This window comes from Serinicoccus kebangsaanensis, from assembly GCF_008919445.1.
Lineage (GTDB): Bacteria > Actinomycetota > Actinomycetes > Actinomycetales > Dermatophilaceae > Ornithinicoccus > Ornithinicoccus kebangsaanensis.
On the sequence record NZ_VSLG01000005.1, the window covers coordinates 71,723 to 95,923 of the forward strand.

25 protein-coding genes are annotated in these 24,201 nt (G+C 73.1%); 18 read left to right on the plus strand and 7 right to left on the minus strand.

Translation table 11 applies throughout. From position 1 onward, the window contains the following. The first annotated feature begins 58 nt into the window (after nucleotides 1-58). A complete protein-coding gene (gene ftsY / locus FXF60_RS07675) occupies nucleotides 59-1,234 on the plus strand; it encodes a signal recognition particle-docking protein FtsY (protein WP_151525176.1) in 1,176 nt (391 codons plus the stop codon). A 116-nt stretch (nucleotides 1,235-1,350) separates the two neighbouring features. Here the strand turns inward: ftsY and FXF60_RS07680 are convergent, their stop codons facing one another. Further along, nucleotides 1,351-2,283 (minus strand): oxygenase MpaB family protein, encoded by a 933-nt coding sequence (locus FXF60_RS07680; RefSeq protein WP_151525178.1) that lies wholly within the window; start codon nucleotides 2,281-2,283, stop codon nucleotides 1,351-1,353. Between the two features lie 87 nt (nucleotides 2,284-2,370). Here FXF60_RS07680 and ffh point away from each other — a divergent pair, with 87 nt between their 5' ends. Then, nucleotides 2,371-4,014 carry a signal recognition particle protein gene (ffh, locus tag FXF60_RS07685; RefSeq protein WP_151525180.1) on the plus strand — a complete coding sequence of 548 codons (1,644 nt, stop codon included), beginning with the start codon at nucleotides 2,371-2,373 and terminating at the stop codon, nucleotides 4,012-4,014. A gap of 34 nt (nucleotides 4,015-4,048) precedes the next feature. Here the strand turns inward: ffh and FXF60_RS07690 are convergent, their stop codons facing one another. Continuing rightward, nucleotides 4,049-4,972 (minus strand): hypothetical protein, encoded by a 924-nt coding sequence (locus FXF60_RS07690; protein WP_151525182.1) that lies wholly within the window; start codon nucleotides 4,970-4,972, stop codon nucleotides 4,049-4,051. Nucleotides 4,973-5,063: 91 nt separating this feature from the next. On the opposite strand from FXF60_RS07690, the gene FXF60_RS07695 reads away from it, so the two are divergent. Further along, on the plus strand, nucleotides 5,064-6,209 hold the full coding sequence (locus FXF60_RS07695; RefSeq protein WP_151525184.1) for a M4 family metallopeptidase: 1,146 nt from the start codon (nucleotides 5,064-5,066) through the stop codon (nucleotides 6,207-6,209). Then, entirely contained in the window at nucleotides 6,206-6,790 is a 585-nt protein-coding gene (locus FXF60_RS07700; protein WP_151525186.1) for a mismatch-specific DNA-glycosylase, read from the plus strand. Before FXF60_RS07695 ends, FXF60_RS07700 begins: the two co-directional genes overlap by 4 nt. 417 nt (nucleotides 6,791-7,207) lie before the next feature. On the opposite strand, the gene FXF60_RS07705 is transcribed toward FXF60_RS07700, so the two are convergent. Next, entirely contained in the window at nucleotides 7,208-7,891 is a 684-nt protein-coding gene (locus FXF60_RS07705) for an N-acetyltransferase (protein ID WP_151525188.1), read from the minus strand. 73 nt (nucleotides 7,892-7,964) lie between these two features. Here FXF60_RS07705 and FXF60_RS07710 point away from each other — a divergent pair, with 73 nt between their 5' ends. Continuing rightward, nucleotides 7,965-9,068: an amidohydrolase family protein gene (locus FXF60_RS07710; RefSeq protein ID WP_151525190.1), complete on the plus strand. Its 1,104-nt coding sequence runs from the start codon at nucleotides 7,965-7,967 to the stop codon at nucleotides 9,066-9,068. A gap of 162 nt (nucleotides 9,069-9,230) precedes the next feature. On the opposite strand, the gene FXF60_RS07715 is transcribed toward FXF60_RS07710, so the two are convergent. Together FXF60_RS07715 and aceA are read right to left on the minus strand one after the other, a co-directional pair. After that, complete coding sequence (locus tag FXF60_RS07715) at nucleotides 9,231-10,844, minus strand: aldolase/citrate lyase/malate synthase family protein (RefSeq protein ID WP_151525192.1); 1,614 nt, start codon at nucleotides 10,842-10,844, stop codon at nucleotides 9,231-9,233. A gap of 63 nt (nucleotides 10,845-10,907) precedes the next feature. Beyond that, nucleotides 10,908-12,215, minus strand: a complete 1,308-nt coding sequence (gene aceA / locus FXF60_RS07720; protein ID WP_192796656.1) for an isocitrate lyase — start codon at nucleotides 12,213-12,215, stop codon at nucleotides 10,908-10,910. A 116-nt stretch (nucleotides 12,216-12,331) separates the two neighbouring features. On the opposite strand from aceA, the gene FXF60_RS07725 reads away from it, so the two are divergent. From FXF60_RS07725 to trmD, 5 genes are all read left to right on the plus strand, one after another. Beyond that, the gene (locus tag FXF60_RS07725; protein WP_151525194.1) at nucleotides 12,332-13,888 is read left to right on the plus strand and encodes an XRE family transcriptional regulator; all 1,557 of its coding nucleotides are present in this window, start codon (nucleotides 12,332-12,334) and stop codon (nucleotides 13,886-13,888) included. A 133-nt stretch (nucleotides 13,889-14,021) separates the two neighbouring features. Beyond that, nucleotides 14,022-14,609 carry a 30S ribosomal protein S16 gene (gene rpsP, locus FXF60_RS07730; RefSeq protein WP_151525196.1) on the plus strand — a complete coding sequence of 196 codons (588 nt, stop codon included), beginning with the start codon at nucleotides 14,022-14,024 and terminating at the stop codon, nucleotides 14,607-14,609. A 2-nt stretch (nucleotides 14,610-14,611) separates the two neighbouring features. Beyond that, nucleotides 14,612-14,854: an RNA-binding protein gene (locus tag FXF60_RS07735; RefSeq protein ID WP_151525198.1), complete on the plus strand. Its 243-nt coding sequence runs from the start codon at nucleotides 14,612-14,614 to the stop codon at nucleotides 14,852-14,854. Between the two features lie 86 nt (nucleotides 14,855-14,940). Beyond that, entirely contained in the window at nucleotides 14,941-15,453 is a 513-nt protein-coding gene (gene rimM / locus FXF60_RS07740; protein ID WP_151525201.1) for a ribosome maturation factor RimM, read from the plus strand. Between the two features lie 5 nt (nucleotides 15,454-15,458). Further along, nucleotides 15,459-16,184, plus strand: a complete 726-nt coding sequence (gene trmD / locus FXF60_RS07745) for a tRNA (guanosine(37)-N1)-methyltransferase TrmD (RefSeq protein WP_151525203.1) — start codon at nucleotides 15,459-15,461, stop codon at nucleotides 16,182-16,184. Here the strand turns inward: trmD and serB are convergent. After that, the gene (serB, locus tag FXF60_RS07750) at nucleotides 16,157-17,032 is read right to left on the minus strand and encodes a phosphoserine phosphatase SerB (protein WP_151525205.1); all 876 of its coding nucleotides are present in this window, start codon (nucleotides 17,030-17,032) and stop codon (nucleotides 16,157-16,159) included. The two genes, trmD and serB, sit on opposite strands and share 28 nt — an antisense overlap. Nucleotides 17,033-17,312: 280 nt before the next feature. On the opposite strand from serB, the gene rplS reads away from it, so the two are divergent. The 4 genes from rplS (at nucleotide 17,313) to FXF60_RS07770 (ending at nucleotide 19,644) form a co-directional block, all read left to right on the plus strand. Beyond that, complete coding sequence (gene rplS / locus FXF60_RS07755; protein WP_151525207.1) at nucleotides 17,313-17,714, plus strand: 50S ribosomal protein L19; 402 nt, start codon at nucleotides 17,313-17,315, stop codon at nucleotides 17,712-17,714. Nucleotides 17,715-17,834: 120 nt separating this feature from the next. Further along, the gene (gene lepB, locus FXF60_RS07760; protein ID WP_151525209.1) at nucleotides 17,835-18,605 is read left to right on the plus strand and encodes a signal peptidase I; all 771 of its coding nucleotides are present in this window, start codon (nucleotides 17,835-17,837) and stop codon (nucleotides 18,603-18,605) included. Beyond that, the gene (rnhB, locus tag FXF60_RS07765) at nucleotides 18,602-19,327 is read left to right on the plus strand and encodes a ribonuclease HII (protein WP_151525211.1); all 726 of its coding nucleotides are present in this window, start codon (nucleotides 18,602-18,604) and stop codon (nucleotides 19,325-19,327) included. The genes lepB and rnhB overlap by 4 nt, the downstream gene beginning before the upstream one ends. Beyond that, the gene (locus FXF60_RS07770) at nucleotides 19,324-19,644 is read left to right on the plus strand and encodes a DUF2469 domain-containing protein (RefSeq protein WP_151525213.1); all 321 of its coding nucleotides are present in this window, start codon (nucleotides 19,324-19,326) and stop codon (nucleotides 19,642-19,644) included. The genes rnhB and FXF60_RS07770 overlap by 4 nt, the downstream gene beginning before the upstream one ends. A 46-nt stretch (nucleotides 19,645-19,690) precedes the next feature. Here FXF60_RS07770 and FXF60_RS07775 read toward each other — a convergent pair whose 3' ends face one another. Continuing rightward, entirely contained in the window at nucleotides 19,691-20,263 is a 573-nt protein-coding gene (locus FXF60_RS07775; RefSeq protein WP_151525215.1) for a hypothetical protein, read from the minus strand. 242 nt (nucleotides 20,264-20,505) lie between these two features. On the opposite strand from FXF60_RS07775, the gene FXF60_RS07780 reads away from it, so the two are divergent. From FXF60_RS07780 to FXF60_RS07795, 4 genes are read left to right on the plus strand one after another with little or no spacing between them, the layout of a single operon-like run. After that, complete coding sequence (locus FXF60_RS07780; protein ID WP_238335760.1) at nucleotides 20,506-20,883, plus strand: YraN family protein; 378 nt, start codon at nucleotides 20,506-20,508, stop codon at nucleotides 20,881-20,883. Then, nucleotides 20,883-22,412, plus strand: coding sequence for a YifB family Mg chelatase-like AAA ATPase (locus FXF60_RS07785; protein WP_151525217.1), 1,530 nt, complete (start codon nucleotides 20,883-20,885; stop codon nucleotides 22,410-22,412). Before FXF60_RS07780 ends, FXF60_RS07785 begins: the two co-directional genes overlap by 1 nt. Next, a complete protein-coding gene (dprA, locus tag FXF60_RS07790) occupies nucleotides 22,409-23,527 on the plus strand; it encodes a DNA-processing protein DprA (RefSeq protein ID WP_151525220.1) in 1,119 nt (372 codons plus the stop codon). The genes FXF60_RS07785 and dprA overlap by 4 nt, the downstream gene beginning before the upstream one ends. Further along, nucleotides 23,527-24,192, plus strand: coding sequence for a M23 family metallopeptidase (locus FXF60_RS07795; protein WP_151525222.1), 666 nt, complete (start codon nucleotides 23,527-23,529; stop codon nucleotides 24,190-24,192). Before dprA ends, FXF60_RS07795 begins: the two co-directional genes overlap by 1 nt. The last annotated feature ends 9 nt before the right edge of the window (nucleotides 24,193-24,201 follow it).

Consider the following 24,201-nt stretch of genomic DNA (forward strand, 5'->3'; position numbering starts at 1 on the left):
GCACCGTAGGCGCTGCCGCCGACACCTCGGCGTCTCCTGGGTCTGAGAGACTGGGGCCGTGGGACCGATCAATGAGTTGTGGGAGATCCTGACGCTGATCAGCGTCGTCGTGCTGGGTGGCCTCGGGCTCCTCGTGGCCCTGGTGCGCGGCCGTGGTCGCGACAGCGCGACCCTGCCGCGGACCGACCGGCCGGCCGGCGACGAGCGCGGCACCGACGAGACATCCGCACCATCGGGCGAGGTGGAGAACCGCGGGGGCGGTGTCGCGGTCGAGGAGCGCGAGGCCCCGACGCCGACCCTGGAGCGGCCGGACTCGGCCCGAGGGCGGCTGCAGCGGCTCCGCGCCCGGCTCGCCCGGTCCAACAACGCCATCGGGCACGCGCTCCTGGCCCTGCTGTCGCGCGGCGGGCTGAGCGAGCAGGACTGGGAGGAGGTCGAGGACACCCTGCTGGCCTCGGACCTCGGCGTCGAGGCGACCCAGGAGCTGGTCGACTCGCTGCGGACCCAGGTGAAGGTGGACGGCACCACCGACGCGGCGCAGGTCCAGCAGTGGCTGCACGACGACCTGCTCCGCCTCGTGGACCCGACGCTGGACCGGCGGATCGAGGCCAGCCGCACCGGAGAGCACCCGGCGGTGATCCTCGTCGTGGGGGTGAACGGCACCGGCAAGACGACCACCGTCGGCAAGCTCGGCCGGGTGCTCGTCGCCGAGGACAAGGACGTGCTCTTCGGGGCCGCCGACACCTTCCGTGCGGCCGCGGCCGACCAGCTGCAGACGTGGGGGGAGAGGGTCGGCGTGCCGACCGTCCGGTCGCACACGGAGGGGGCCGACCCCGCCTCGGTGGCCTACGACGCGGTCAGGTCCGGGGTCGACGCCGAGGTCGACGTGGTGCTGGTCGACACCGCGGGCCGGCTGCACACCAAGCGGGGGCTGATGGACGAGCTGGGCAAGATCAAGCGCGTCGTGGAGAAGGTGGCGCCGGTCGGCGAGGTGCTCCTCGTGCTCGACGCCACCACCGGGCAGAACGGCATGCGGCAGGCGGAGGAGTTCGCCAAGGAGGTCGCGATCACTGGCATCGTGCTCACCAAGATGGACGGCACCGCCAAGGGCGGCATCGTCGTCAACGTGCAGCGCAAGCTGGGCGTCCCGGTGAAGCTGATCGGCCTGGGTGAGGGTCCGGACGACCTCGCGCCGTTCGACCCGGAGGCCTTCGTCTCGGCGATCGTGGGCTGACCTCTGGAATTCGACCTCTGGAATCGTCGCCATGGCGACGAAACCAGCGGTCGAATTCCGGCGGGCCCGGCTGCGCGAACTCGGGCGGGAGGCCGGCGCGGACCGAGGCTCTGGGGTCAAGCGCCCCTGTCCATCGTCCGCACCGCTGAGCTGTCGGGGTGGTTGCGCGGGTCCTCCGGACTGCTCAGCGCCCACCCGACCGCCGCCGTGCCCAGCCGCCCCAGCGGGTCCAGCGCGGCGAGCGCGGGCCGGTCCAGCGCCTGCGCCCGGCCGGGGAGCTGCAGTCCCAGCAGCTCACGGGCATACCCGGGCAGCAGCCTGACCGCGCCCGCGGCGAGCAACCAGAAGCCCGGACGCGCCGCCCACGGCAGAGGCGGCTCGGCCAGGAGGAACCGGGCGACGTCACGCGCGCCCTCGCTCGCCTCCAGCTCCGGTCGGTATGCCGTGAGCGCGGCCTCCAGGTCCGCCACCGAGCGCGGTGGGTCCACGACCCCGAGCTGGTCCGCGGCCCAGGACGCCTGGGCGACGTAGCCGTCCGCCTCCGCCGGGGTGAGCGGTGTCCGCGCGTAGTGCTGGTGCGCGACGAGGAAGCTGTCGATCTCGGCGACGTGGACCCACCGGAGCAGGTGCGGGTCGGTGGCGGAGTAGGGCCGCCCGTCGCGTGCGGTGCCCCGCACTGTCCGGTGCACCCGGTTGATGCGGTCGATGACCCGCTGCGCCGACTCCTTCGGCCCGTAGGTCGTCATCGCGATGAACTCGCTGGTGCGCTGCAACCGCCCCCACGGGTCGCCGCGGTAGCCGGAGTGCTCGCCCACGCCGGCCATCGCCAGCGGGTGCAGCGACTGGAGCAGCAGCGCCCGGATGCCCCCTGCATACATGCCGGCATGCCCGTGGACGCGGCAGATCGGGTCCCCGGGAGCGAAGCGGCGCTCGCCCGGCGCCAGCCAGATCGCGCGCGCCCTCGCCTCGGCCTCCGGACCGGCGACGCGGTCGCGCAGCGCCGTGGACAGACGGACCCGCGCTCGCTGGGTGAGGCGGGTGGCGGGCATCTGTCCAGTATGCGTACGCCCCCGCCGCGGCGCGCGGCGTACGGGCGGCGGAGGTGGCCGCGGCGCGTGGCACGTATCCTTGGGCGGGTGTTCACCAGCCTTTCCGACCGTCTGACGCAGACCTTCCGCAACCTCAAGCGCAAGGGCACCGTCACCGAGTCCGACCTCAACGCGACCATCCGCGACATCCGGATGGCGCTGCTCGACGCCGATGTGGCGCTGCCGGTGGTCAAGGAGTTCACCGGGCGGATCCGTGAGCGCGGCCTGGGCGCCGAGGTGCACCAGGCGCTGAACCCGGCCCAGCAGATCGTCAAGATCGTCAACGAGGAGCTCGTCTCGATCCTCGGCGGGCAGACCCGACGGCTCAACCTGGCCAAGACGCCGCCGACGGTCATCATGCTCGCCGGCCTGCAGGGTTCGGGCAAGACGACCTTCGCCGGCAAGCTGGGCAAGTGGCTGTCCGACCAGGGGCACACGCCCCTGCTCGTGGCCGCCGACCTCCAGCGCCCGAACGCCGTCACCCAGCTGGAGGTCGTCGGTGAACGGGCGGGTGTGCCGGTCTTCGCCCCGGAGCGGGGCAACATCCACGGGCACGACGCGAGCCTGGAGTCGGGGGAGGGGACCCGGTCCTTCGGCGACCCGGTGGACGTGGCCGTGGACGGGGTCGAGGAGGCGCGGCGCAAGAGCCACGACGTGGTGATCATCGACACCGCGGGTCGGCTCGCGGTGGACGTGGACCTGATGCGGCAGGCCCACGACATCCGGGTCGAGACCAGTGCGCACGAGGTGCTCTTCGTCATTGACGCGATGATCGGTCAGGCCGCCGTTGACACGGCCAAGGCCTTCGCCGACGGCGTCGGGATCACCGGCTCGGTGCTGTCCAAGCTGGATGGCGACGCCCGAGGTGGTGCCGCGCTGTCGGTCGCCACCGTCACCGGGCAACCGATCCTCTTCGCCTCCACGGGCGAGGGCGTGAAGGACATCGAGCTCTTCCACCCCGACCGGATGGCCTCGCGCATCCTGGACATGGGTGACGTGCTGACCCTGATCGAGCAGGCGGAGAAGGCCTTCGACCAGGCCCAGGCGCGGGAGATGACCCGCAAGTTCCTGGCGGACGAGGACTTCACCTTCGACGACTTCCTCGACCAGCTGTCCGCCATCAAGCGGATGGGCTCGCTGAAGCAGATGCTCGGCATGATGCCCGGGATGCAGGGGATGAAGGCCCAGCTGGACTCTCTCGACGAGCGGGAGTTCGACCGGGTGGAGGCCATGGTCCGCTCGATGACGCCCTTCGAGCGCAACCACCCGAAGCAGATCAACGGCTCCCGCCGGGCACGAATCGCGCGCGGCTCCGGGGTGTCGACCACGGAGGTCAACCAGCTGCTCGAGCGGTTCGGCGACGCGCAGAAGATGATGCGCCAGCTGAAGAAGGGCGGCGGCATGCCCGGTATGCCGGGGATGCCAGGTATGCCCGGCATGGGCGGCGGTGGCGGCGGCAAGAAGGGCAAGCAGCCGCAGCGCAAGAAGGGCAAGTCCGGCAACCCGGCCAAGCGGGCGCAGCAGGAGCGGGACGCGGCGGCGAAGGAGCAGGCCGCACGGGAGCGGTCGCTGGAGAGCGCCTTCGGCGGCGGTGCGCTCGGCGCCGGCGAGCAGGAGGAGGCCGGGCAGGACCTGTCGGGTCTGAAGCTGCCGAAGGGCTTCGAGAAGTACCTCGACGGCGGCAAGGGCTGACGCAGGTCGCCGACCGGCCCGAGCCTGTCCGGGTCTAGCCGGACACCTCGCTCCACGCGCAGCGCAGGTTGCCGCCCTCGATGTCCATGACGGCCAGGAGGAGCCACGCGCCGAAGGGCTCGCCGTAGACCGGCCAGGCCTCGACCGAGGCCACGCCGACCGGCTCACCCCCGGTGATCTCCGGGGCGGAGGTGTCGGGCGCGGCATACAGGGCGCCGTCGTGCGGGAAGCCGTCGAGGTCGGTCGCGGTCGGGCAGAGCCCGCCGAAGCCGCCCTCGGGGGCGACCTGCACCGGCCACCACTCACCCGCGTTGCGCGCCTCGACCGCGGCGATGACGCGGGTGCGCTCGTCGCTCCCCCTCTCGGAGCAGGCCAGGCCGTCCTCGCCGGGCCCGCGGCGGTACTCGTGGATCTGCAGCCCCTCGTCCACGACGGTGACCGACTCCGTGACGGTGCCGCAGCCAGCGGTGCGGGCCACTGGCAGGGTCACCTGCACCGGGCCGTCGTCGGTGGCGATCCAGAGGTACCACTGGTCGTCCACCGCGTTGCCGTCCAGCCTGGTCAGCTGGGCGGCGGCGTCCTCGACGCCGTCGCCGGAGAGGTCGAGAGTGAGGACCTCGCCCAGGGTGTAGCTCACGCCGTCCACCTGGGCCGAACCGCCGGAGAGGGGCACCTGGACGGACTCGGGAAGGTTGGCGCCGGGCCGGAAGATCCACACGGTCTCGCCGAGATCCACGTCGGCGAGCCCGGCGAGCGCGTCGTCGTCGGATGCGTCGGACGCCGGCGCGCTTACCGCGACATCGTCGGCTGTGTCCTCGGGCGCCGCTCCGCCGGCACTCACCTCGGCGTCGACCGCACCCTCGGGTGACTCGGCCGGCACCTCCGGCTCGCCCCCGCAGGCGGCGAGGAGCGAAGCCACGATGAGGGTCGCCGCGGCGGTGCGAGCAGGAAGTGTCACGGTTCTCCTGGGCGGGCGCGCCATACGCGTCACCCTAGCCAGCGGTGCTGCTGCTGGGAAGGGTGTCGGTGCCGGGTGGCAGAGTGTGGTCATGACGGGGACACGCTGCACGATCATCCCGGGCTACCTGCTCGCCCGGATCGCCGAGGCCGAGCCGGAGCTGGCCACCGCGGTCGAGTTCACGCTGCAGGACAGCGCCCAGACCCGGGGCCGACGCGAGATGCTGGCCACCCGCTGGCCCGGGGGGCACCCGCCGGAGCAGGGCGGGTTCCTGCCCTCGACGATGCCGCTGCACCGCGAGGCGGCGGGGACGGAGGCGCCGCGCCCGGCGCCGTCCGTGGTGCCGGAGGAGGCCGGGCCCCGCCGCAGCGTCTATGACGCGGACGGCGCGACCACGTTGCCGGGGAGACTGGTGCGTGGGGAGGGCGATCCGGCGACGGACGACATCGCGGCCACCGAGGCCTACGACGGGCTGGGCGCGACGTGGGAGCTGCTGGCGCGGTCCTACGACCGGGACTCGCTGGACGGGCAGGGGATGGTGCTCGCGGCCACGGTCCACTATGGGCGAGACTACGACAACGCCTTCTGGGACGGGCGGCAGATGGTCTTCGGCGACGGGGACGGGGTCTACTTCACCCGGTTCACCGCGAGCCTGGACGTCATCGCCCACGAGCTGGGCCACGGCCTGGTGCAGTACACCTCCGGCCTGACCTACGTCGGTCAGCCGGGCGCGCTCAACGAGTCGGTGTGCGACGTCATCGGCTCGCTCGTGCGGCAGCGCGTGCTCGGCCAGAGCGCGGAGGCGGCGGACTGGTTGATCGGGGCCGACCTGCTCACCGACCGGGTGCAGGGGGTGGCGCTGCGCTCGATGTCGGCGCCCGGCACCGCCTACGACGACCCGGCGCTCGGGACCGACCCGCAGCCGGCCCACATGGACGACTACGTCGACCTGCCGCACGACGCGGACAACGACAACGGTGGGGTGCACATCAACTCCGGCATCCCCAACAAGGCCTTCCACCTCTTCGCGACCGCGCTGGGTGGCCCGGCCTGGGAGCGTGCGGGTCAGGTCTGGTACGACACCCTCGCCACCCGCGGGCGCCTGGCCCGGGACGTGGACTTCGCGACCTTCGCCGCAGCCACACTGGTGTCGGCACGCGAGCGGTATGCCGACGCTCCGGAGGTCGTCGAGGCCCTGCTCGGGGCGTGGGACGGGGTCGGCATCGAGGTCTCGTGACGCCCCGGTGCAGCAGGGAGGAGCTGGAGTCCTTCCGCGACCAGGTCGTCCCGGACCTGCTCCCGGCGCCCGGCGACGACCGCGCCGTGCGGTTGCTCTTCGTCGGCATCAACCCCGGCCTGTGGACGGCGGCGACGCAGACCCACTTCGCGCACCCGGTCAACCGGTTCTACCCCGCGCTGGAGCGCTCCGGGGTGAGCGGGCGCCGGATCGACCCGGCCGCCGGGATGGACGACGGCGACCGCGAGCACCTGCTCGGCCGGGGCATCGGCATCACCAACCTGGTCGCCCGGGCGACCGCACGGGCCGACGAGCTCACGGCGCAGGAGCTGCGCGCCGGCGCCGAGCGTCTGCGCGCGACGGTCCGCCGGGTGCGTCCGGCCGTGGTCGCGATCGCCGGGATCACGGCATACCGCGGCGCCTTCGGGGTGCGGGGAGCCACCCCGGGGCGCCAGCCGGAAGGGATCGAGGGTGCCCAGCTGTGGGTCGTGCCCAACCCCAGCGGCCTCAACGCCCACGAGACGGTCGAGTCGCTCGCCCGTGCCTACGCCGAGCCGGCCCGCGCTGCGGGCCTGCTGTGACCGGCTGGCACCAACGATCGCTTGAGGCTTGCCTGGACGTGAGCGTCGCACCCCCGCCGACTGCGGCAGCCAGTCGGCACGAGGTCATGCCTCGTAGGGCTGGTGTAGGGTCCCGACGCGTGGCAGGGAGCCCCGAGGGAGCGCGGTCACGCCCGTCATCACGGCGGGAGTTGACGGTCGCGTGGTTGGCCGTTGCCATGGCGGTGGTGTACGGCGCCCATGGCTATCGCATCGGAGACGTCGTCCTCCTCGCCGGGAGTGGTGTACTCCTGGTTGTCGCCACGGTGATGATCCTTCGCGGACTGAGGCGGGGATCTCGATCTGACAGTCGTCCTGGTGCGGCGGACGGAACGTCGTGAAGAGTTCTGGCTACCGCTGTCGGGTCATGCCGATCGCGGTGGGCGGTGCGCCACGTGCTCAGGACGCTCGCACGCGCCGTGGCTTCCAGAGCTGCTCGCTGGCGACGGGGACGAAGCCGTGCCGGAGGAAGAAGCGCAGTGAGCGGGCGTTGCCGGGCGTGACCGAGGCGAGGACGATCTCCGTGGTGGGGAGTCGACCCAGGATGCCGTCCAGCAACGTGTCGCCGTGACCGTCGTCAGCCTGGATCCCGACCTCCGGCAGGCCCCCGATGCCGCGCGACAGGGTCGCCAACGAGGTGATCGCACGATCCGGCAGGCCGTAGACGTCCACCTCGGTCCGCCACTCCCCGGCATGGGCGGCGCGGTCGGTCACGGCGAGGTCGGGCCGGGGGACGAGCGGGCCGCCCGAGCCGGTGCCGCGACGGACCAGGAGCGCGTCCAGCGCGCCGATCGGGCCCTCGCCGGCGAGGATCGTCGCGACGCGTGGGTCGTGCGCGCCGCCGAACCCGTGCACCCCGAGCCCGGCGAGCTCCCCGTCGGTGACGTCCTCGCCCACGACCATCACCGCGTGACCGGTGAAGGCGAGCGCGCCCTCGACCCCGTCCCGCCACGGGGCGGCGCGCGAGAAGAGCCCGTCCGCTTCCGGGAACCGGCCGTCGACCGTCCCTCGCAGCAGTGAGCCGAGGTCGACGCGAGGCACCCGGAGCGGCTCGCGGGAAGGCATACCTGCTGGATCGGACACGGCAGCGCAGTCTACGGCGGCAGCCGCAGCGCACCGATACGGTGAGGGCGGACGAGCGAGGAAGCGAGACGAGATGAGCGCACCGGTGCTGCACATCACCGGCCAGATCCTGGTCGGTCCCGAGGAGGTGCTCGACGAGATCTGGGTGATGGACGGTCGGGTCAGCCTCACCGCGCCGACCGGAGGGGACGTCGAGACGGTGCACGGGTACGTGCTGCCCGGCCTGGTCGACGCGCACTGCCACGTGGGTCTGGAGGCGCAGGGAGCGGTCGACCACGCGCGGACCGAGGAGCACGCCCTCGCCGAGCGCGACGCCGGGGCGTTGCTGCTGCGGGACGCGGGCAGCCCGGCCGACACCCGGTGGGTGCAGGACCGCGACGACCTGCCGCGGCTGATCCGCGCCGGTCGGCACATCGCGCGCACCCGCCGCTACATCAGGAACTTCGCCTGGGAGGTCGAGCCCGAGGACCTCGTCGCCTACGTGCGCCAGGAGGCGCGTGCCGGCGACGGGTGGGTGAAGCTGGTGGGGGACTGGATCGACCGGGAGACCGGTGACCTGGGGACCTGCTGGCCGGTGGACGTGCTGACCGAGGCGATCACGGCAGCGCACGAGGAGGGGGCCCGGGTGACCGCACACTGCTTCGGGGAGCAGTCGCTGGTGGACTTCGCCGCCGCCGGGACGGACTGCATCGAGCACGCGACCGGGCTGGTCGACGACACGATCGACACCTTCGCCACGCAGGGCATCGCGATCGTCCCGACGCTGGTCAACATCGACAACTTCCCCGGGTTCGCCGAGGCCGGGCGCGGCAAGTTCCCCACCTACGCCGACCACATGATGGACCTGTATGCCCGGCGCCACGAGACCGTCGCCAAGGCGCACGAGGCGGGCATCCCGATCTACGTCGGGACCGACGCCGGTGGTCAGCTGCCGCACGGTCTCGTGGCCCAGGAGGTGCAGGCCCTGACCAGGGCCGGACTGACCGCCTCGGAGGCACTCGGTGCCGCCACCTGGTCGGCACGGGAGTGGCTGGGTCGTCCGGGCATCGCCGAGGGCGAGTCGGCCGACCTCGTGGTCTACGCCGCAGACCCGCGGGAGGACGTCCGGGTCCTCGCGGACCCGGCGCACGTCATCCTGCGCGGCCACCGGCATACCCACTCCGGGGCGCCCGGCTGACCCACCGCGGTGGCTTTCTGCTGCCCTGGCCACATGGACCCACCGCGGTGGCAACGTGTCGTCCGGGCCGCCGGGACCGACCGCGGTGGCCTTCTGCTGCTCGGGCGGCCTCGACCCACCGCGGTGGCAACGTGTCGCCCGGGCCGCCTGAACCCACCGCGGTCAGGCCGCGCCGGAGGCCTGCTGCTCGCTCTCCGTCTCCGGCTCGGGCTCGCCGATGCCCAGCAGCACGTCGTAGGCGCGCTGCGAGAGGAAGGCGGGCGGCTCCTCCGCCACCACGGAGTCACGCAGCAGCCGGACGGCGTGCTCCAGCAGGTCCTCCCGTGCACCCCGGCGCCGGAGCAGCGCCACCTCGTCCTCCAGCATCCGGTCCAGCAGCAGCGTCGACATCGTGGGCCCCTCGGCCAGCCGGGTGCCGTGGGTCAACCACTGCCACAGCTGCATCCGGGCGAGCTCCACCGTGCCGAAGTCCTCGACGTGCCCGGCGAGCGTCGCCGTGCCCTCACCGGCCAGCCAGCCGGTGAGATAGGTCAGCGACGAGCGCATCGCCGTGCGCACCCCGGTCAGCGTCGACGCCCCCGGGATCGCGCTCACGTCACGCAGCGCCACGGCGTCCGGCTGGGGGCCGTCGCCCGCGCCGGTCGAGGTCGTGGCGGCCGGCGCGGAGGCAGGGCCACGACCCTGGGCCCGCCGCCGGTCCCGCTCCTCGAACGGCTGCCTCGCCACGGGCACCAGGGCAGGGTGCAGCACCCAGGCGCCGTCGAAGCCCTGCTTGGCCTCCCGGGCCTTGTCCCGGTGCACCCGCGCGTGCGTCATCGCGACCGAGTCGTCGAAGGGGCCGCTGGCCGCGAGCGCGATCGGGCCACCGATCGCCTGCACGCCCCGTCGCTGGCAGGTCCGCACGATCAGGTCGGTGTAGGTGCGCAGGAACCGGGTGTTCATCGTGAAGGCGTCCCGGTCGGGCAGCACGTGGTCGGGCCGGTCGCCGTAGGTGCGCAGGTGGGAGAAGATGTAGTCCCACCGGCCGGCCGCGAGGCCGGTGACCCGCTCGCGCAGCGCGTGGACGATCTCGTCCAGCTCGTATGCCGCCTGCACGGTCTCGACGAGCACGCTGACCCGGGTGCAGCCCGGCGGCAGCCCGAGAGACTCCTCGGCCGCGGTCAGCATCCGGTCCCACCAGAGTGCCTCGGCCGCGGACTCGACCTTCGGCAGGTAGAGGTAGGGGCCGGTGCCGCGGTCCAGCAGCAGCTGCCCGCACCGGGCCAGGAAGGTCACCGTGTCCACGAGCGAGGCGCCGGCGGGCCGGTCGTCGACGCTCAGGTGCGCCTCGTCCAGGTGCAGCCCGCGCGGCCGCACCATGAGCGTCGGGACCCCGGGGTCGGGGTCGCCGGTCCGGGTCCCGGCGACCTCCAGGATGACCTCCTGCGCAGCGACGAGGCGCCGCGAGGTGGGGACCAGCATGTCCTCCAGGTCCGCCACCCAGACGTCGGCGCCCGAGGCCAGCGCGCCCTTGGCCTGCTCGGCGGTCGCGGCGGTCGCCAGCTCGACCCGTCGGTGGGTCAGGTCGGCGGGCGGCCGGCGCACCTGCCAGCCGCCGTCCGCGCGGACCTGCGCACCCTCCGACCGGGCCTGCAGCTCGGCCCCGGCACGGACTGCGCGGGACTGCTCCTTGCGACCGGCCAGCAGCTCGGCACGGGAGACGCGCAGCGTCCGCTCGAGGTCGGCCAGCATCACCTGCTGCTGCTCGTCGAGCAGTGCGTCGGGATAGGTCTCCATGACGTCCTCATCCTCGGGGTCCGGGCCGCAGGGCGGGGTCTCCCCGCCCGGCGGGTGGGTCGATCAGTGGAACTGCTCGGACTCGGTCGAGCCGGACAGTGCCGTGGTGGACGACTCCGGGTTCACCGCGGTGCTCACCGCGTCAAAGTACCCGGTGCCCACCTCGGCCTGGTGCCGCACCGCGGTGTAGCCGGAGGAGGCCGCCGCGAACTCCGCCTCCTGCAGCTCGACGTAGGCGCTCATCCCGGTGCGGGCATACCCCTGCGCCAGCTGGAACATCGAGTGGTTCAGCGCGTGGAAGCCGGCCAGCGTGATGAACTGGAAGGCGTAGCCGAGGTCGCCCAGCTCGTCCTGGAAGGCCGCGATCTCGCTGTCCGACAGCGCGGACCTCCAGTTGAAGGACGGGCTGCAGTTGTAGGCCAGCTTCTGCCCCGGGAACTCTTTGTGCAGCTCGGTGGCGAACTCGCGGGCCAGCCCGAGGTCGGGCGTCCCGGTCTCCACCCAGATGAGGTCGGCGAAGGGCGCGTAGGCCTTGGCCCGGGCCAGCACGGGCTCGATGCCGTTGCGCACCCGGAAGAACCCCTCGGCCGTGCGCTCGCCGGTGATGAACTCCTGGTCGATCTCGTCCACGTCGCTGGTGAGCAGGTCGGCAGCGAGGGCGTCGGTGCGGGCGATGACCACGCTCGGGACGCCGAGCACGTCGGCCGCGAGCCGCGCCGAGCTCAGGGTGCGGACGTGCTGGCCGGTGGGGATGAGGACCTTGCCGCCGAGGTGACCGCACTTCTTCTCCGAGGCCAGCTGGTCCTCCCAGTGGACCCCTGCCGCACCGGCGGAGATCATCGACTTCATCAGCTCGAAGACGTTGAGCGGACCGCCGAAGCCGGCCTCGGCGTCGGCGACGATGGGCGCGAAGAAGTCGGTGGAGGTGTCGCCGTTCATCCAGGCGATCTGGTCCGCGCGCTGCAGCGCGTTGTTGATCCGACGCACCACCGCCGGGACCGAGTTGGCGGGGTAGAGGCTCTGGTCGGGGTAGGTCTGTCCGGCCAGGTTGGCGTCAGCCGCGACCTGCCAGCCGGAGAGGTAGATCGCCTCGAGCCCTCCCTTGACCATCTGCACCGCCTGGTTGCCGGTGAGGGCGCCGAGGGCGCGGGTGAAGGGCTTGGTCTCCAGGGCCTCCCAGAGCTTCTCGGCGCCACGGCGGGCGAGGGTGTGCTCCTCGACGACGGACCCGCGCAGGCGCACCACGTCCTCCGCGGAGTAGCGGCGCTCCACCCCGCTCCAGCGGGGGTTGGTCTGCCAGTCCTGCTCGATCTCCAGGGCCTGCTGCGCGGCCGGAGCGAGGGTGGTCTGCTCTGTGGTGGTGGTGGTCATCGTCGAGCCTTTCTGGGTGTGGCGGCTGCGGGTGTGACACCACAGTGCCGGGGGCAGAGGCCGCTGCACCCGATTCTTGCTGTCAAGTTCTGCGAAAGTTTCGCTATGGTGGCGGTATGACGTTGTCTCACGGTCGAGTGCTGCCGTTCCGACCCGCAGAGCGCCTGGACAGCACCGAGCTGTCGCCCGGCGGCGCTGCCGACCCGGTCGCGGTCGGTCGCCGGATCCGCCACCACCGGCGGGCGGCGGGACTGACCCTGGCCGACGTCGCCGCCCGGGTGGAGCTGTCCACGTCTGCCCTGTCGCTCATCGAGAACGGTCGCCGAGAGGCCCGGGCCTCCACCCTGGAGCGGATCGCGGGTGCCCTGGGTCTCGACCTCGGGGCCCTGCTCACGGGCGGCGCGCCGAGCCGGCGGGCGGCCCTCGAGGTGCGGTGGGAGCGGGCCCAGCGGGCGGAGGGCTTCCAGACCCTGGGGATCCCCCCGGTGCGTGTCGGTCCCGGGCTGCCGGACGACGCGCTGGAGGCGCTCGTGGGTCTCTACGAGAGCGTGGTGGGGCTGCAGCAGCAACGGGCCGCGACACCGGAGTTCGCCCGGCTCGCCAACGCCGAGCTGCGCGGCAGGATGCGCGACGCGGGCAACTACTTCGCCGAGATCGAGTCCGCCGCTGCCGCCCTCGTCGAGCAGGTCGGGCATACCCAGGGGCCGCTGTCCCGGGAGTCGGTCAACCGGATCGCGCGCCACGTGGGCTTCGAGATCGTCCCCGTGCCCGACGTGCCCGCCTCGACCCGCACGGTGACCGACCTGGCGCACCGACGCATCTACCTGCCGGCCGGCGGTGGCCACGACCCGCGCGCCGCCGCGCTCCAGGCGCTCGGCCACGTCGTCCTGGACCACCTGCCACCGCGCGACTACGCGGAGTTCCTCGCCCAACGGGTGGAGATCAACTACTTCGCGGCGGCCGTGCTGCTGCCGGAGAGCAGTGCGGTGCCGTTCCTGCGCCGGGCCAAGGCCGAGCGCGACATCGCGCTGGAGGACCTGCGGGACGCCTATGCCGTGTCCTACGAGACGGCGGCGCACCGGTTCTGCAACCTGGCGACCGAGCACCTCGACCTCCAGGTCCACTTCATGCGCACCAGCGCCGACGGGGTGATCTACAAGGCCTACGAGAACGACGGCGTGCGGTTCCCGATGGACGCCTCGGGAGCGATCGAGGGGGCGCGGGTCTGCCGCGCGTGGACCGCTCGCGTCGTCTTCGACCAGCCCAGGGGGTCGGTCTACCACCAGTACACCGACACCGGGGCCGGCACCTACTGGTGCACCGCGGTGGCCGAGCAGACCGCCGCCGGACTGTTCTCGATCAGCCTGGGGGTGCCCTTCGAGCAGGTGCGCTGGATGCGCGGACGGCATACCCGCGAGCGCCGCGTCTCCCGCTGCCCCGACCCCCGCTGCTGCACCCGCCCGCCGGCCGAGCTGGCGCAGGCGTGGGACGGCCAGGTGTGGCCCAGCGCCCGCGCGCACTCGCACCTGCTGGCCGTGATGCCCCCCGGCGTCTTTCCCGGCGTGGACGACACCGAGGTGCTGCGCTTCGTGGCGGGGCACGCCCCGGAGCCGGGGAGCCGGCCCACCGGCGACGAGCAGGAGGAGCAGGCCCCGGAGGATGTGGCACAATGAGGGCGTACGCATCTGTGGCCGGTCCCTCTCACCCTGCCCGGACGCGTCCATCGCAGCCTCGGTGCCGTGCGTGTGTTCCCCACGCGGACACCAGGATGCCCACCACAGACAACAATGAGGAGACACCGCACACGTGGCTGTCAAGATTCGCCTGAAGCGCATGGGCAAGATCCGTGCACCGTACTACCGCGTCGTCGTCATGGACTCGCGCACCAAGCGCGACGGCCGGGCGATCGAGGAGATCGGCAAGTACCACCCCACCGAGGAGCCCTCGCTCATCGACATCAACTCCGAGCGGGCGCAGTACTGGCTCGGTGTCGGCGCGCAGCCGACCGAGCAGGTCGCCGCGCTGCTGAGGGTCACCGGTGACTGGCAGAAGTTCAAGGGTGAGGAGGGTGCAGAGGGCACCCTGAAGACCCGCGAGCCGAAGGCCGACAAGAAGGCGCTCTACGAGGCCGCCCTCGCGGCTTCCGACGGTGAGGACACCTCGGGTGCCACCACCCAGCGTCGCAAGAAGGCCGACAAGCCGGAGAAGGCAGAGGCCGCCGAGGCCCCCGCGGCGACCGAGGAGCCGGCCGCCGAGGAGCCCACCGCGCAGGAGACCGCCCCGGCGGCCGACACCGAGGGCTCGGCCGCGGCCAGCACCGGTGAGGGCGCCACCGAGGACTCCGCCACCGGCACCGAGGCTGCCGAGGGCAGCGAGCAGACCGACGAGGCCTGAGCGTGCTCGAAGAAGCCCTGGAGCATCTGGTCAAGGGCATCGTCGATCACGACGGTGACGTGGTCGTCCGCACCAAGCACGCCCGGCACGGCGACATCCTCGAGGTCCGGGTCCACCCCGAGGACCTCGGCCGCGTGATCGGTCGACGGGGTCGCACCGCCAGCGCGCTGCGGACCGTCGTCGGCGCCCTGGCCGGCGGCGAGAAGATCCGCGTCGACATCGTCGACACGGACCGGTCCCGCTGAGCGACCGACCACCCCACGACGACCGGCCGACCCGCCCGCGCGCTCCGGCGCCGGGCGGGTCGCCCGTTCCGCCACCGGAGGTAGGCATGAGCCAGAGCTATGTCGTCGCCCGCGTCGGCAAGCCGCACGGTCTGCGCGGTGAGGTCACCGTGCAGGTGCACACCGACGACCCCGCCGCCCGGTTCGTCCCCGGCGCGAGCTTCGCGACCGACCCCGCGCCACGGGGTCCGCTCCTCCTGACCGGCGTGCGCCGCCACCAGGGGGTGTACCTGCTGTCCTTCGAGGGGCATACCGACCGGGACGCCGCCGAGGAGCTGCGCGGCACCCGCCTGCTGGTGGACGACGAGGGCGAGAGCGAGCCCGGCGACGACTGGCGCGAGGAGGACCTGGTGGGGTTCGCGGTGAGCCTGCCCGACGGCAGCCACCTCGGCGAGGTCAGCGCGCTGCACGTCCGCCCGGCCCAGGACCTGCTGGAGGTGCGGACCACCCGGGGTCAGGTGCTGGTGCCCTTCGTCGAGGAGCTCGTCCCCGAGGTGGACGAGGATGCTCGCCGGGTCGTGGTCGATCCGCCGCCGGGCCTGCTGGAGCTGGGGGAGTGACCGGTATGCCGCTGCGGCTCGACGTGGTGACCATCTTCCCCGACTACCTCGCCCCGCTGGACCTGTCGTTGCTCGGGCGGGCACGCCGCGAGGGGTTGCTCGAGGTGCACGTGCACGACCTGCGCCGGTGGACCCACGACCGGCACCGGACCGTCGACGACACGCCCTACGGTGGCGGAGCGGGCATGGTGATGCGTCCCGAGCCCTGGGGAGAGGCGCTGGACGAGATCTGCTCCGCCCTGCCCGGCCGCACGCCGCACGTCGTCGTGCCCGGCCCCGGCGGGGAGGTCTTCACCCAGAGCACGGCGGCCCGGATGGCCGCCCAGGACGACTGGCTGGTCTTCGTCTGCGGGCGCTACGAGGGCATCGACGAGCGGGTCTACGACGAGTTCGCCGCGCGCTACCCGCTGTCCGTGCTCAGCCTGGGCGACTACGTCCTGAACGGCGGCGAGGTGGCCGTGCTGGTCATGACCGAGGCCATCGCGCGGCTGCTGCCCGGCATGGTCGGCAACGAGGCGTCGCTGGCGGAGGAGTCGCACACCGGCGGGCTGCTGGAGTACCCCGTCTACACCAAGCCGGCGAGCTGGCGCGGCCACGACGTGCCGGACGTGCTGCTCTCCGGTCACCACGGGCAGATCGCCGCCTGGCGGCACGAGCAACGGCTGGCCCGCACCCGGGAGCGCCGACCCGACCTGATGGAGCGCTACCGGACGATCTCGTCGTCGGAGTAGCCCTGGAGGAAGAGCAGGGCGGTGAGGTCGCCGTGGTCGACCCGCACGGGCGCTCGATCCGCCACCGCCGGCTTGGCATGCAGGGCCACCCCCAGCCCGGCGAGCTGCAGCATCGGCAGATCGTTCGCCCCGTCGCCGACGGCGACCACGTCGTCCGGTCCCAGCCCCAGCCGCGCGGTGATCTCCCGCAGGGCCGCGACCTTGGCGTCCTGCCCCACGACCGGTGGGACGACCCGGCCGGTGAGCCGGCCGTCCTCCACCTCCAGGGTGTTCGCCCGGTGCTCGTCGAACCCGAGCCGCGCCGCCACCTGCTCGGTGAAGTGGGTGAACCCGCCGGAGACGAGCGCGGCATACCCACCGTGCGCAGCGGTCGTGGCCAGCAGCTCCGGACCACCCGGCGCCAGCGTGATGCGCTCGTCCAGGACGCCGCGCACGACCTGCAGCGGCAGCCCTCGCAGCAGCCCCACCCGCTCGGCCAGGGCCTCGGCGAAGTCCAGCTCCCCGTTCATCGCGCGGGCGGTGATGGCGGCGACCCGCTCACCCACGCCGACCTCGGCCGCGAGCTCGTCGATGCACTCCTGCTGGATCATCGTGGAGTCCATGTCGGCGAGCAGCACCCTCCTGCGCCGCGGACCGTCCGGCTGCACGACCACGTCCACCCCCCGCGCCCGCCAGGAGTCCTGGTCGTGCGGCTCCATCGCCCACCCGTCCGCGACCTCCACCTCGACGGCGGCGCCGCGGCGCAGCCACCGGGGTGCCGACGTCGCGAGCCCGGCCCCCGCCTCGCGCACCGCCGCGTCGGTCAGCTCGGGGGAGGCAGGGTTGCACAGCAGGGTCAGCACGGGCACCCGCCGATGGTATGCGCCGACACCCCGTCCGAACGCCCGTGCCGCGGTTGCCGCGGGTCACCGCGGTGGGCTGCGACTTGGACGCCGGAGGGCACCTCTGGCAGACTGGATCCTTGCGTCCCGGCATCCGTGCCGACCAGCCCGTGCCCCTGCCACAGGGGGAGAGTGCGGGTGGCACCCGCCGACGACGACACCACGACGACACGTGCCGCGCAGCCGTCCGGCTGCGACGAGCACCGACCGCCGCGGGTGACCTGTGGCACCCGAGCAGGAGACACTCATGCACAAGCTTGCCGACCTCGACGCCGCCAGCCTCCGCAGCGACATCCCGGACTTCCGGGCCGGCGACACCGTCAACGTCCACGTCAAGGTCATCGAGGGCAACCGCTCCCGTGTCCAGGTCTTCAAGGGCGTCGTCATCCGCCGCCACGGTGGGGGCCTCGGCGAGACCTACACCGTCCGCAAGGTGTCCTTCGGCGTCGGCGTCGAGCGCACCTTCCCGCTGCACTCCCCGAACATCGAGAAGATCGAGGTCGTCAGCCGCGGTGACGTCCGGCGTGCCAAGCTCTACTACCTGCGCGACCTGCGCGGCAAGGCGGCCAAGATCCGCGAGCGCCGTGACAGCGTCCCCTCGATGAAGGGCGGGGCCCCGGCCGCCGAGGCGCCGGCCCAGCAGGACTGAGACCCTGGTCCTCCACGGACCCTGACGATCCCTCGCCGGCCTCCGGCGGGGGATCGGTCTGTTTCCAGCGTCCCGGGTTAGGGTCGGGGCGACCTCGAATCGACGCAAGGACGGCAGCTGGTGAGCGACCCCACGCGGGACACCCGGGCGGAGGGTGAGCACGACGACGTCGGGCCGGACCGTCCTGGCGGCGAGGACCAGGCGGAGCCGCGCCCTCGCGGAGGCTTCCTGGCGGCCCTCAAGGAGATCGCGGCGATCGCCGCGACCGCGGTGGTCCTGTCCTTCCTCATCAAGACCTTCCTCGCCCAGGCGTTCTGGATCCCGTCCGGGAGCATGGAGCAGACCCTGGTCTACGGCGACCGGGTCATGGTGAGCAAGGTGCAGCTCGGCTCGCTGGGCGTCGACCGTGGCGACATCGTCGTCTTCGAGGACCCGGGCGGGTGGCTGCCCCCGGTCGAGCGGGTGGATCGCGGGCCGGTGCTCAACTCGGCGCTGCGGGCGCTGGAGTTCGTGGGCGTGGCTCCCTCCTCCCAGGGCAACCACCTCATCAAGCGGGTCGTCGGGCTCCCAGGCGACACCGTGGCGTGCTGCGACGAGCAGGGTCGTCTCACCGTCAACGGGGAGCCGCTGGAGGAGGACTACCTCTTCCCCGGGGACGTCCCGAGCACCGCGGACTTCGAGATCACCGTGCCGGAGGGACGCATCTGGCTGATGGGCGACCACCGGTCCAACTCGCGCGACTCGCGCGCCAACGACGACGGCACGGGCGAGCAGGGGTCGGTGCCGCTGGAGGACGTCGTGGGTCAGGCGGTGGTCCTCATCTACCCGTTCGACCACTTCGACTGGTTCAGCATCCCGGACACCTACGCCGACGTGCCGGGGGCGCCATGACCGCCACCACGCGACGGACCACCACCCGCCGGCCCAGCCTGCGGGTCGAGCGGACGCTGCAGCGGGAGGGCTACGACGTCCTCGTGGGGATGGACGAGGTCGGCCGGGGCGCGCTCGCCGGGCCGGTGAGCGTCGGGGTGGTCGCGATCGACGGCACCTGCCGCAGCGCACCCCAGGGCGTCAAGGACTCCAAGCTGCTCACCGCCGCCGCGCGCGAGCGGCTCGTCCCGCGGATCCGGCGGTGGGCGATGGGCCACGGCGTCGGGCACGCCTGGCCCGAGGAGATCGACGCCATCGGCATCATGGCCGCGCTGCGGCTGGCCGGCGAGCGGGCCCTGGACCAGCTGGGGCAGGTGCGCCCCGACCTGGTCCTGCTCGACGGCAACCACGACTGGCTGACCGACCCGCACCGGGTGGGGCTGCTCGGGCTGGTCGACGGACCCGCGCCGCCGCTGGTGCGCACGATGATCAAGGCCGACCTGCGCTGCTCCTCGGTGGCGGCGGCGTCGGTCCTGGCGAAGGTCGAGCGGGACGGGCTGATGGTGCAGGCCTCGCGGGAGGAACGGCATACGCCCTATCTGTGGGAGCAGAACAAGGGGTATGCCGCGCCCGAGCACCAGGACGCGTTGCGGCGTCTGGGGCCCTGCGAGTGGCACCGGCGGAGCTGGAACATCGCCGCGGCGGGCACGGTCGCGGCGTGCGAGGAAGGGATGGCGCAGTGAGCGCGGAGGACCTGGAGAAGTACGAGACCGACGCCGAGCTGGCGTTGTACCGCGAGTACCGCGACGTGGTCGGGCTGTTCACGCACGTGGTCGAGACGGAGCGGCGGTTCTACCTCGCCAACGAGGTGGACGTGCAGGTGCGCAGCGGGGACGGGGAGACGTGGTTCGAGGTCACCCTCACGGACGCCTGGGTCTGGGACGTCTACCGGCCGGCGCGCTTCGTCAAGAAGGCCCGGGTGATCACCTTCAAGGACGTCAACGTCGAGGAGCTGGCCAAGTCCGACCTCGACGTCAAGGGCTTCACCGAGAGCAGCTGATGCACGGGTGACCCGGCACGGTGGCCGGGTCACCCGCGCGGGCCGCTCACAGGTTGCGGCACTGGTCCTCCTTGTTGCCGTCGACGCGGTTCTGGCTGCCCCGGGGTGCGGGGGTGTTGGACTTGCACTGCAGGTTGCCGTCCACGACGTTGCGGCTGATGGTCTTGGCGCCGGCCCGGTTGCTGAAGAACTGGATGTCGCCGTTGACCCGGTTGTCCCGCACGACCTGCGCCGCACGGTTGCGCTTGCTCTGGATGTTGCCGTCGACGCGGGAGTCGGCGACGGTGAGGTAGCGGCCGTCCTCGACCTGGACGTCACCCTTGACGACCGCGGTCGAGCGGACCGTGACCCGGCGGTGGCCGTCGGCCTGGACGTTGCCGTCCACCAGGCCGTCGTTGACCACGACCGTGGCGTTGGCGCGGACCAGGACGTTGCCCTTGACCGTGGTGCGGTTCAGGGTGCACGAGGCGCCCTTGGGCACGATGACGTTGCCGTCGACGACGACCCGGCCGATGCTGCCGCGGCAGGTGCGGTCGTCGGCGTGGGCCGGGGCGGCGGACACCAGCGCCCCGAGCGTCAGCATGGTGATGGTGGTGAGGGAAACGAGCGTGCGTCGCATGATCTCGACCTTTCGGTGGTGGCGGGTTCCGGGCGGAACCACGCTCGGGACCCACAGTGGGGCACCGCCATGAGGGTGCCGTGAGGTCAGGGTGAGAGGTGTCTCATCTGGGTGTCGTCCACATCCTGGGGCGCCTGGAGCGACCGTCCACAGATGGTCGGCCGGACGTCCGGGTGGGGTTGTGGCCGGGCCGGGCGTGCCCTTGTCTGGAGGTCGCACGACAGTGCGGTCGAGGAGGGGACATGGCTGGTGGGGGTATGCCCTGGGCGCGGGCCCGGGAGGTCGGCGACGAGGGTGAGGAGCTGGTGTGCGCGCACCTGGAGCAGCAGGGGTGGCGGGTCGTCGACCGCAACTGGAGGTGCGCCGAGGGAGAGATCGACATCGTCGCGTGCGAGGGCGAGATGTTCGTCTTCTGCGAGGTCAAGACGCGACGCTCGGTGCGCTTCGGGGAGCCGGTGGAGGCGGTCGGCCAGGACAAGGCCCGCCGCCTCCGGACGCTGGCCTGGGCCTGGCTGGACGCGCACGGGCATCGCGGCGCGGCCTTCCGGATCGATCTGGTCGGAGTGCTGCGACGGCGCGACGACGCGCCCTTGCTCACCCACCTGCGGGCGGTGGCCTGATGGGGCTGGCGCGGACGCACGCGGTGACCCTCAGCGGTGTCGAGGGACGGCTGGTGACGGTGGAGGCCCAGGGTGCCGACGGGCTCCCGGCCACGGTGATGACCGGGCTCGCCGACAGCGCCTGCCGGCAGGCGCCGGACCGGGTGCGACCGGCACTGCGCAACTGCGGTATGCCCGTGCCTCCCCGCCGGTGGACGATCAACCTGTCCCCGGCCGGGGTCCCCAAGACCGGGAGCGGCCTCGACCTGTCGATCGCGGTGGCGATGATGGCGGCGGAGGGGCACGTGCCTGCGTCCGCCGTCGCCGGTGTGGCGCACATCGGTGAGGTGGGGCTGGCCGGGGACGTGCGGCGCGTCCCCGGGGTGCTGCCGATGGTGGTGGCGGCGGTCGCCGGTGGTGTGGAGGAGGTGCTCGTCGCCGCCGACGTGGCCCGCGAGGCCGCGCTCGTGGACGGGGTCAGGGTGCACCCGGTGCGCACCCTGACCGAGGTCCGGTCCTTCTTCCTGGCCAGGGCCGAGGGCTCGGGCTTCGACCTGGCGATGCCACCGGCGGCGCCGGAGCCCACCCCGGCTGTCCCGGACCTCGGCGACGTGGTGGGTCAGGCGGTGGCCCGGCAGGCGCTGGAGATCGCGGCGGCCGGCGGCCACCACCTGCTGCTCGTCGGGCCGCCCGGGGCGGGCAAGACCATGCTGGCCGAGCGGCTTCCCGGCCTGCTTCCGGAGCTCGGCGGCGACGACGCCCTGGCGGTGACCGCCATCCACTCGGTGCTCGGCGCGCTGGAGGCGGACGACCGGATGGTGTGCCGGCCGCCGTTCGTGGCGCCGCACCACACCGCCTCGACCGCGGCGGTCATCGGCGGCGGCTCCCGGGCCGTGCACCCGGGGGCGGTGTCGCGAGCGCATCACGGGGTGCTCTTCATGGACGAGTCACCGGAGTTCCGCCGGGACGTCCTGGACGGCCTGCGTCAACCGCTGGAGTCTGGCGAGGTGGTGATCGCCCGCGCCGACCGGCACGTGCGGCTGCCGGCCCGCTTCCAGCTGGTGCTCGCCGCGAACCCGTGCCCGTGCGGCAGCTCCGGTGGGCAGTGCGTGTGCACGCCGTTCCGGCGCAACGGCTATCTCGCTCGCCTCTCCGGCCCGCTGCTGGACCGGGTGGACCTGAAGCTGGGCGTGAACGCGGTGACGCGGGGAGATCTCGCGCTGCCGCCCGGAGAGCCCTCCGCCGTGGTCGCGGCCCGCGTCGCGCTGGCACGGCGACGTCAGCAGGAGCGGTGGGGCGGCCTGCCCTTCCGCCTCAACAGCCAGGTCCCGGGAGCCCTGCTGCGTGGAGCGCCGTGGCGGCTCGGCAGCCGGGAGCGGCGACCGCTCGAGACGGCGATGGACCGGGGAGCCCTCACCCTGCGGGGGCTGGACCGGACGCTGCGGGTGGCCTGGACCCTGGCGGACCTGCGCGGTGCGCCACGCCCCGAGCTGGACGACGTCGGCCTGGCGCTCGACCTGCGCACCCCGACGGGGGTGAAGGTGGCATGACCGGGATGAGTCAGTCCGAGCGTCGGGCGCGGATCCTGTTGTCCCGGCTGGCCGAGCCCTACGACGCGCAGGTGCAGGGGCTGGTCGCCGAGCACGGGGTCGAGGCGGTGGTGGGTCAGGCGCTGCGGGGCACGCGGTTGCCGTCCGCGCCCGAGCTGCGCCGGCTGAGCGCCCGGGCCGACCGGGCGACCGGGGTCGACGACGCGCACGTGGCCCGCCTCGTCGGGGCCAGGGTGCTCGTGCCCGGTGATGCCGAGTGGCCGTCCGGCCTCGATGCGCTCGAGCACCCGCCGTGGTGCCTGTGGGTGTCGGGTCCGGGCCGGTTGGACCAGCTGGCGGACCGCAGCGTGGCGGTCGTCGGCTCGCGGGCCAGCACCGCCTACGGCGACCACGTCACGGCTGGACTCTGCGTCGACCTGGTCGGACGGGAGTTCACCGTCGTCTCCGGAGCCGCCTTCGGGATCGACGCGGCCGCGCACCGGGCCACGCTCTCGGTCGACGGATCGACTGTCGCGGTGCTGGCCGGAGGGGTCGACGTCGACTACCCGCGCGCCAACGCCTCGCTCCTGCACCAGATCCGGGAGACCGGGCTGGTGGTGAGCGAGACCCCTCCAGGAGGCGCTCCGGCCCGGATGCGCTTCCTGGCCCGCAACCGCATCATCGCCGGGCTGAGCCTCGGCGTGGTCGTCGTGGAGGCGGGCCTGCGCTCCGGCGCGCGGTCGACGGTCAAGCACGCCCGAGAGCTGGGTCGGCACGTCATGGCCGTGCCCGGCTCGGTCGAGAGCCTCATGTCGCAGGGAGCCCATGCCGAGATCCGGATGGGCGCGGAGCTGGTGACGGACGGCGCCGAGGTGGCCGAGCTGGTCGGGCGCATGGGGGAGGACCTCGCCCCGGCGAAGCAGGGCCGGGTGCGGGTCGAGGACCAGCTGAGCGACGAGCTCCGCCGGGTCTGGCAGTGGCTGCGCCCACGCTCGTCCAGCGGGGTCGACGAGGTGATGCTGCGCTCCGGGCTCACCCTGGCGGAGACCCTCGGTGTGCTCCGCGAGCTCGAGCGCGAGGGCCTGGCCGAGGAGCTGCTGGACGGCTGGCAGCGACGGCCCGCGGGGTCCCGGTGATGGCGCGCCTCCGCAGCCGCGGCGTGCGCGCGGTGGTGATGGTGGCTCTCGGGATCATCGTCGTCACGCCGGGCCAGGGCGCGGACGGAGCGGTGGCCGACCCGATGGTGACCTCACCCGCGCGGGAGGAGACCCGGGGCGGCCGGTCCACGGAGGCGACCCGCCCGGCAGCGGCCGTCGCGGGTGCCACCGCCTCCGCCGTGGTGGGTGCGCGAGCAGACCCGGAGCAGCGTCGGGACCGGAGCCGGACCGCCCTCTGGGCGTGGCCGCTGGCCGGGACGCCGACCGTGGTCCACGGCTACGACCCGCCCGCCGTGCGCTGGGGAGCGGGCCACCGGGGGATCGACCTGGCCGGGATCCAGGGGGAGTCGGTGCGTGCGGTGGAGGCCGGCGTGGTCACCCACAGCGGGAAGATCGCCGGGGTGGGCGTGGTCAGCGTCACCCACGCGAGCGGTCTGCGCAGCACCTACCAACCGGTGGCGGACCGGATCCCGCGGGGGACGCGGGTCGCGCGTGGCGACCAGCTCGGGCGTCTCGACGAGGGTGGCCACTGCCGGCTGCGAGCCTGTCTGCACCTGGGTGCCCTCCGCGGTCGGGACGGCTACGTCGACCCGACCCCGCTGCTCCTCGGCGTAGAGCTCACCCTGCTGCCGGTGGAGCCCTGAGCCGGCTGC

Bases quoted from the DNA above. Each gene is read 5' to 3' on its own strand.
- FXF60_RS07680 (WP_151525178.1), bottom strand. From the start codon at position 2,283: ATGCCCGCCACCCGCCTCACCCAGCGAGCGCGGGTCCGTCTGTCCACG.
- FXF60_RS07695 (WP_151525184.1), top strand. From the start codon at position 5,064: ATGACGGGGACACGCTGCACGATCATCCCGGGCTACCTGCTCGCCCGG.
- FXF60_RS07710 (WP_151525190.1), top strand. From the start codon at position 7,965: ATGAGCGCACCGGTGCTGCACATCACCGGCCAGATCCTGGTCGGTCCC.
- FXF60_RS07715 (WP_151525192.1), bottom strand. From the start codon at position 10,844: ATGGAGACCTATCCCGACGCACTGCTCGACGAGCAGCAGCAGGTGATG.
- aceA (WP_192796656.1), bottom strand. From the start codon at position 12,215: ATGACCACCACCACCACAGAGCAGACCACCCTCGCTCCGGCCGCGCAG.
- FXF60_RS07725 (WP_151525194.1), top strand. From the start codon at position 12,332: ATGACGTTGTCTCACGGTCGAGTGCTGCCGTTCCGACCCGCAGAGCGC.
- rimM (WP_151525201.1), top strand. From the start codon at position 14,941: ATGAGCCAGAGCTATGTCGTCGCCCGCGTCGGCAAGCCGCACGGTCTG.
- trmD (WP_151525203.1), top strand. From the start codon at position 15,459: ATGCCGCTGCGGCTCGACGTGGTGACCATCTTCCCCGACTACCTCGCC.
- rplS (WP_151525207.1), top strand. From the start codon at position 17,313: ATGCACAAGCTTGCCGACCTCGACGCCGCCAGCCTCCGCAGCGACATC.
- rnhB (WP_151525211.1), top strand. From the start codon at position 18,602: ATGACCGCCACCACGCGACGGACCACCACCCGCCGGCCCAGCCTGCGG.
- FXF60_RS07775 (WP_151525215.1), bottom strand. From the start codon at position 20,263: ATGCGACGCACGCTCGTTTCCCTCACCACCATCACCATGCTGACGCTC.
- FXF60_RS07780 (WP_238335760.1), top strand. From the start codon at position 20,506: ATGGCTGGTGGGGGTATGCCCTGGGCGCGGGCCCGGGAGGTCGGCGAC.
- FXF60_RS07785 (WP_151525217.1), top strand. From the start codon at position 20,883: ATGGGGCTGGCGCGGACGCACGCGGTGACCCTCAGCGGTGTCGAGGGA.
- dprA (WP_151525220.1), top strand. From the start codon at position 22,409: ATGACCGGGATGAGTCAGTCCGAGCGTCGGGCGCGGATCCTGTTGTCC.
- FXF60_RS07795 (WP_151525222.1), top strand. From the start codon at position 23,527: ATGGCGCGCCTCCGCAGCCGCGGCGTGCGCGCGGTGGTGATGGTGGCT.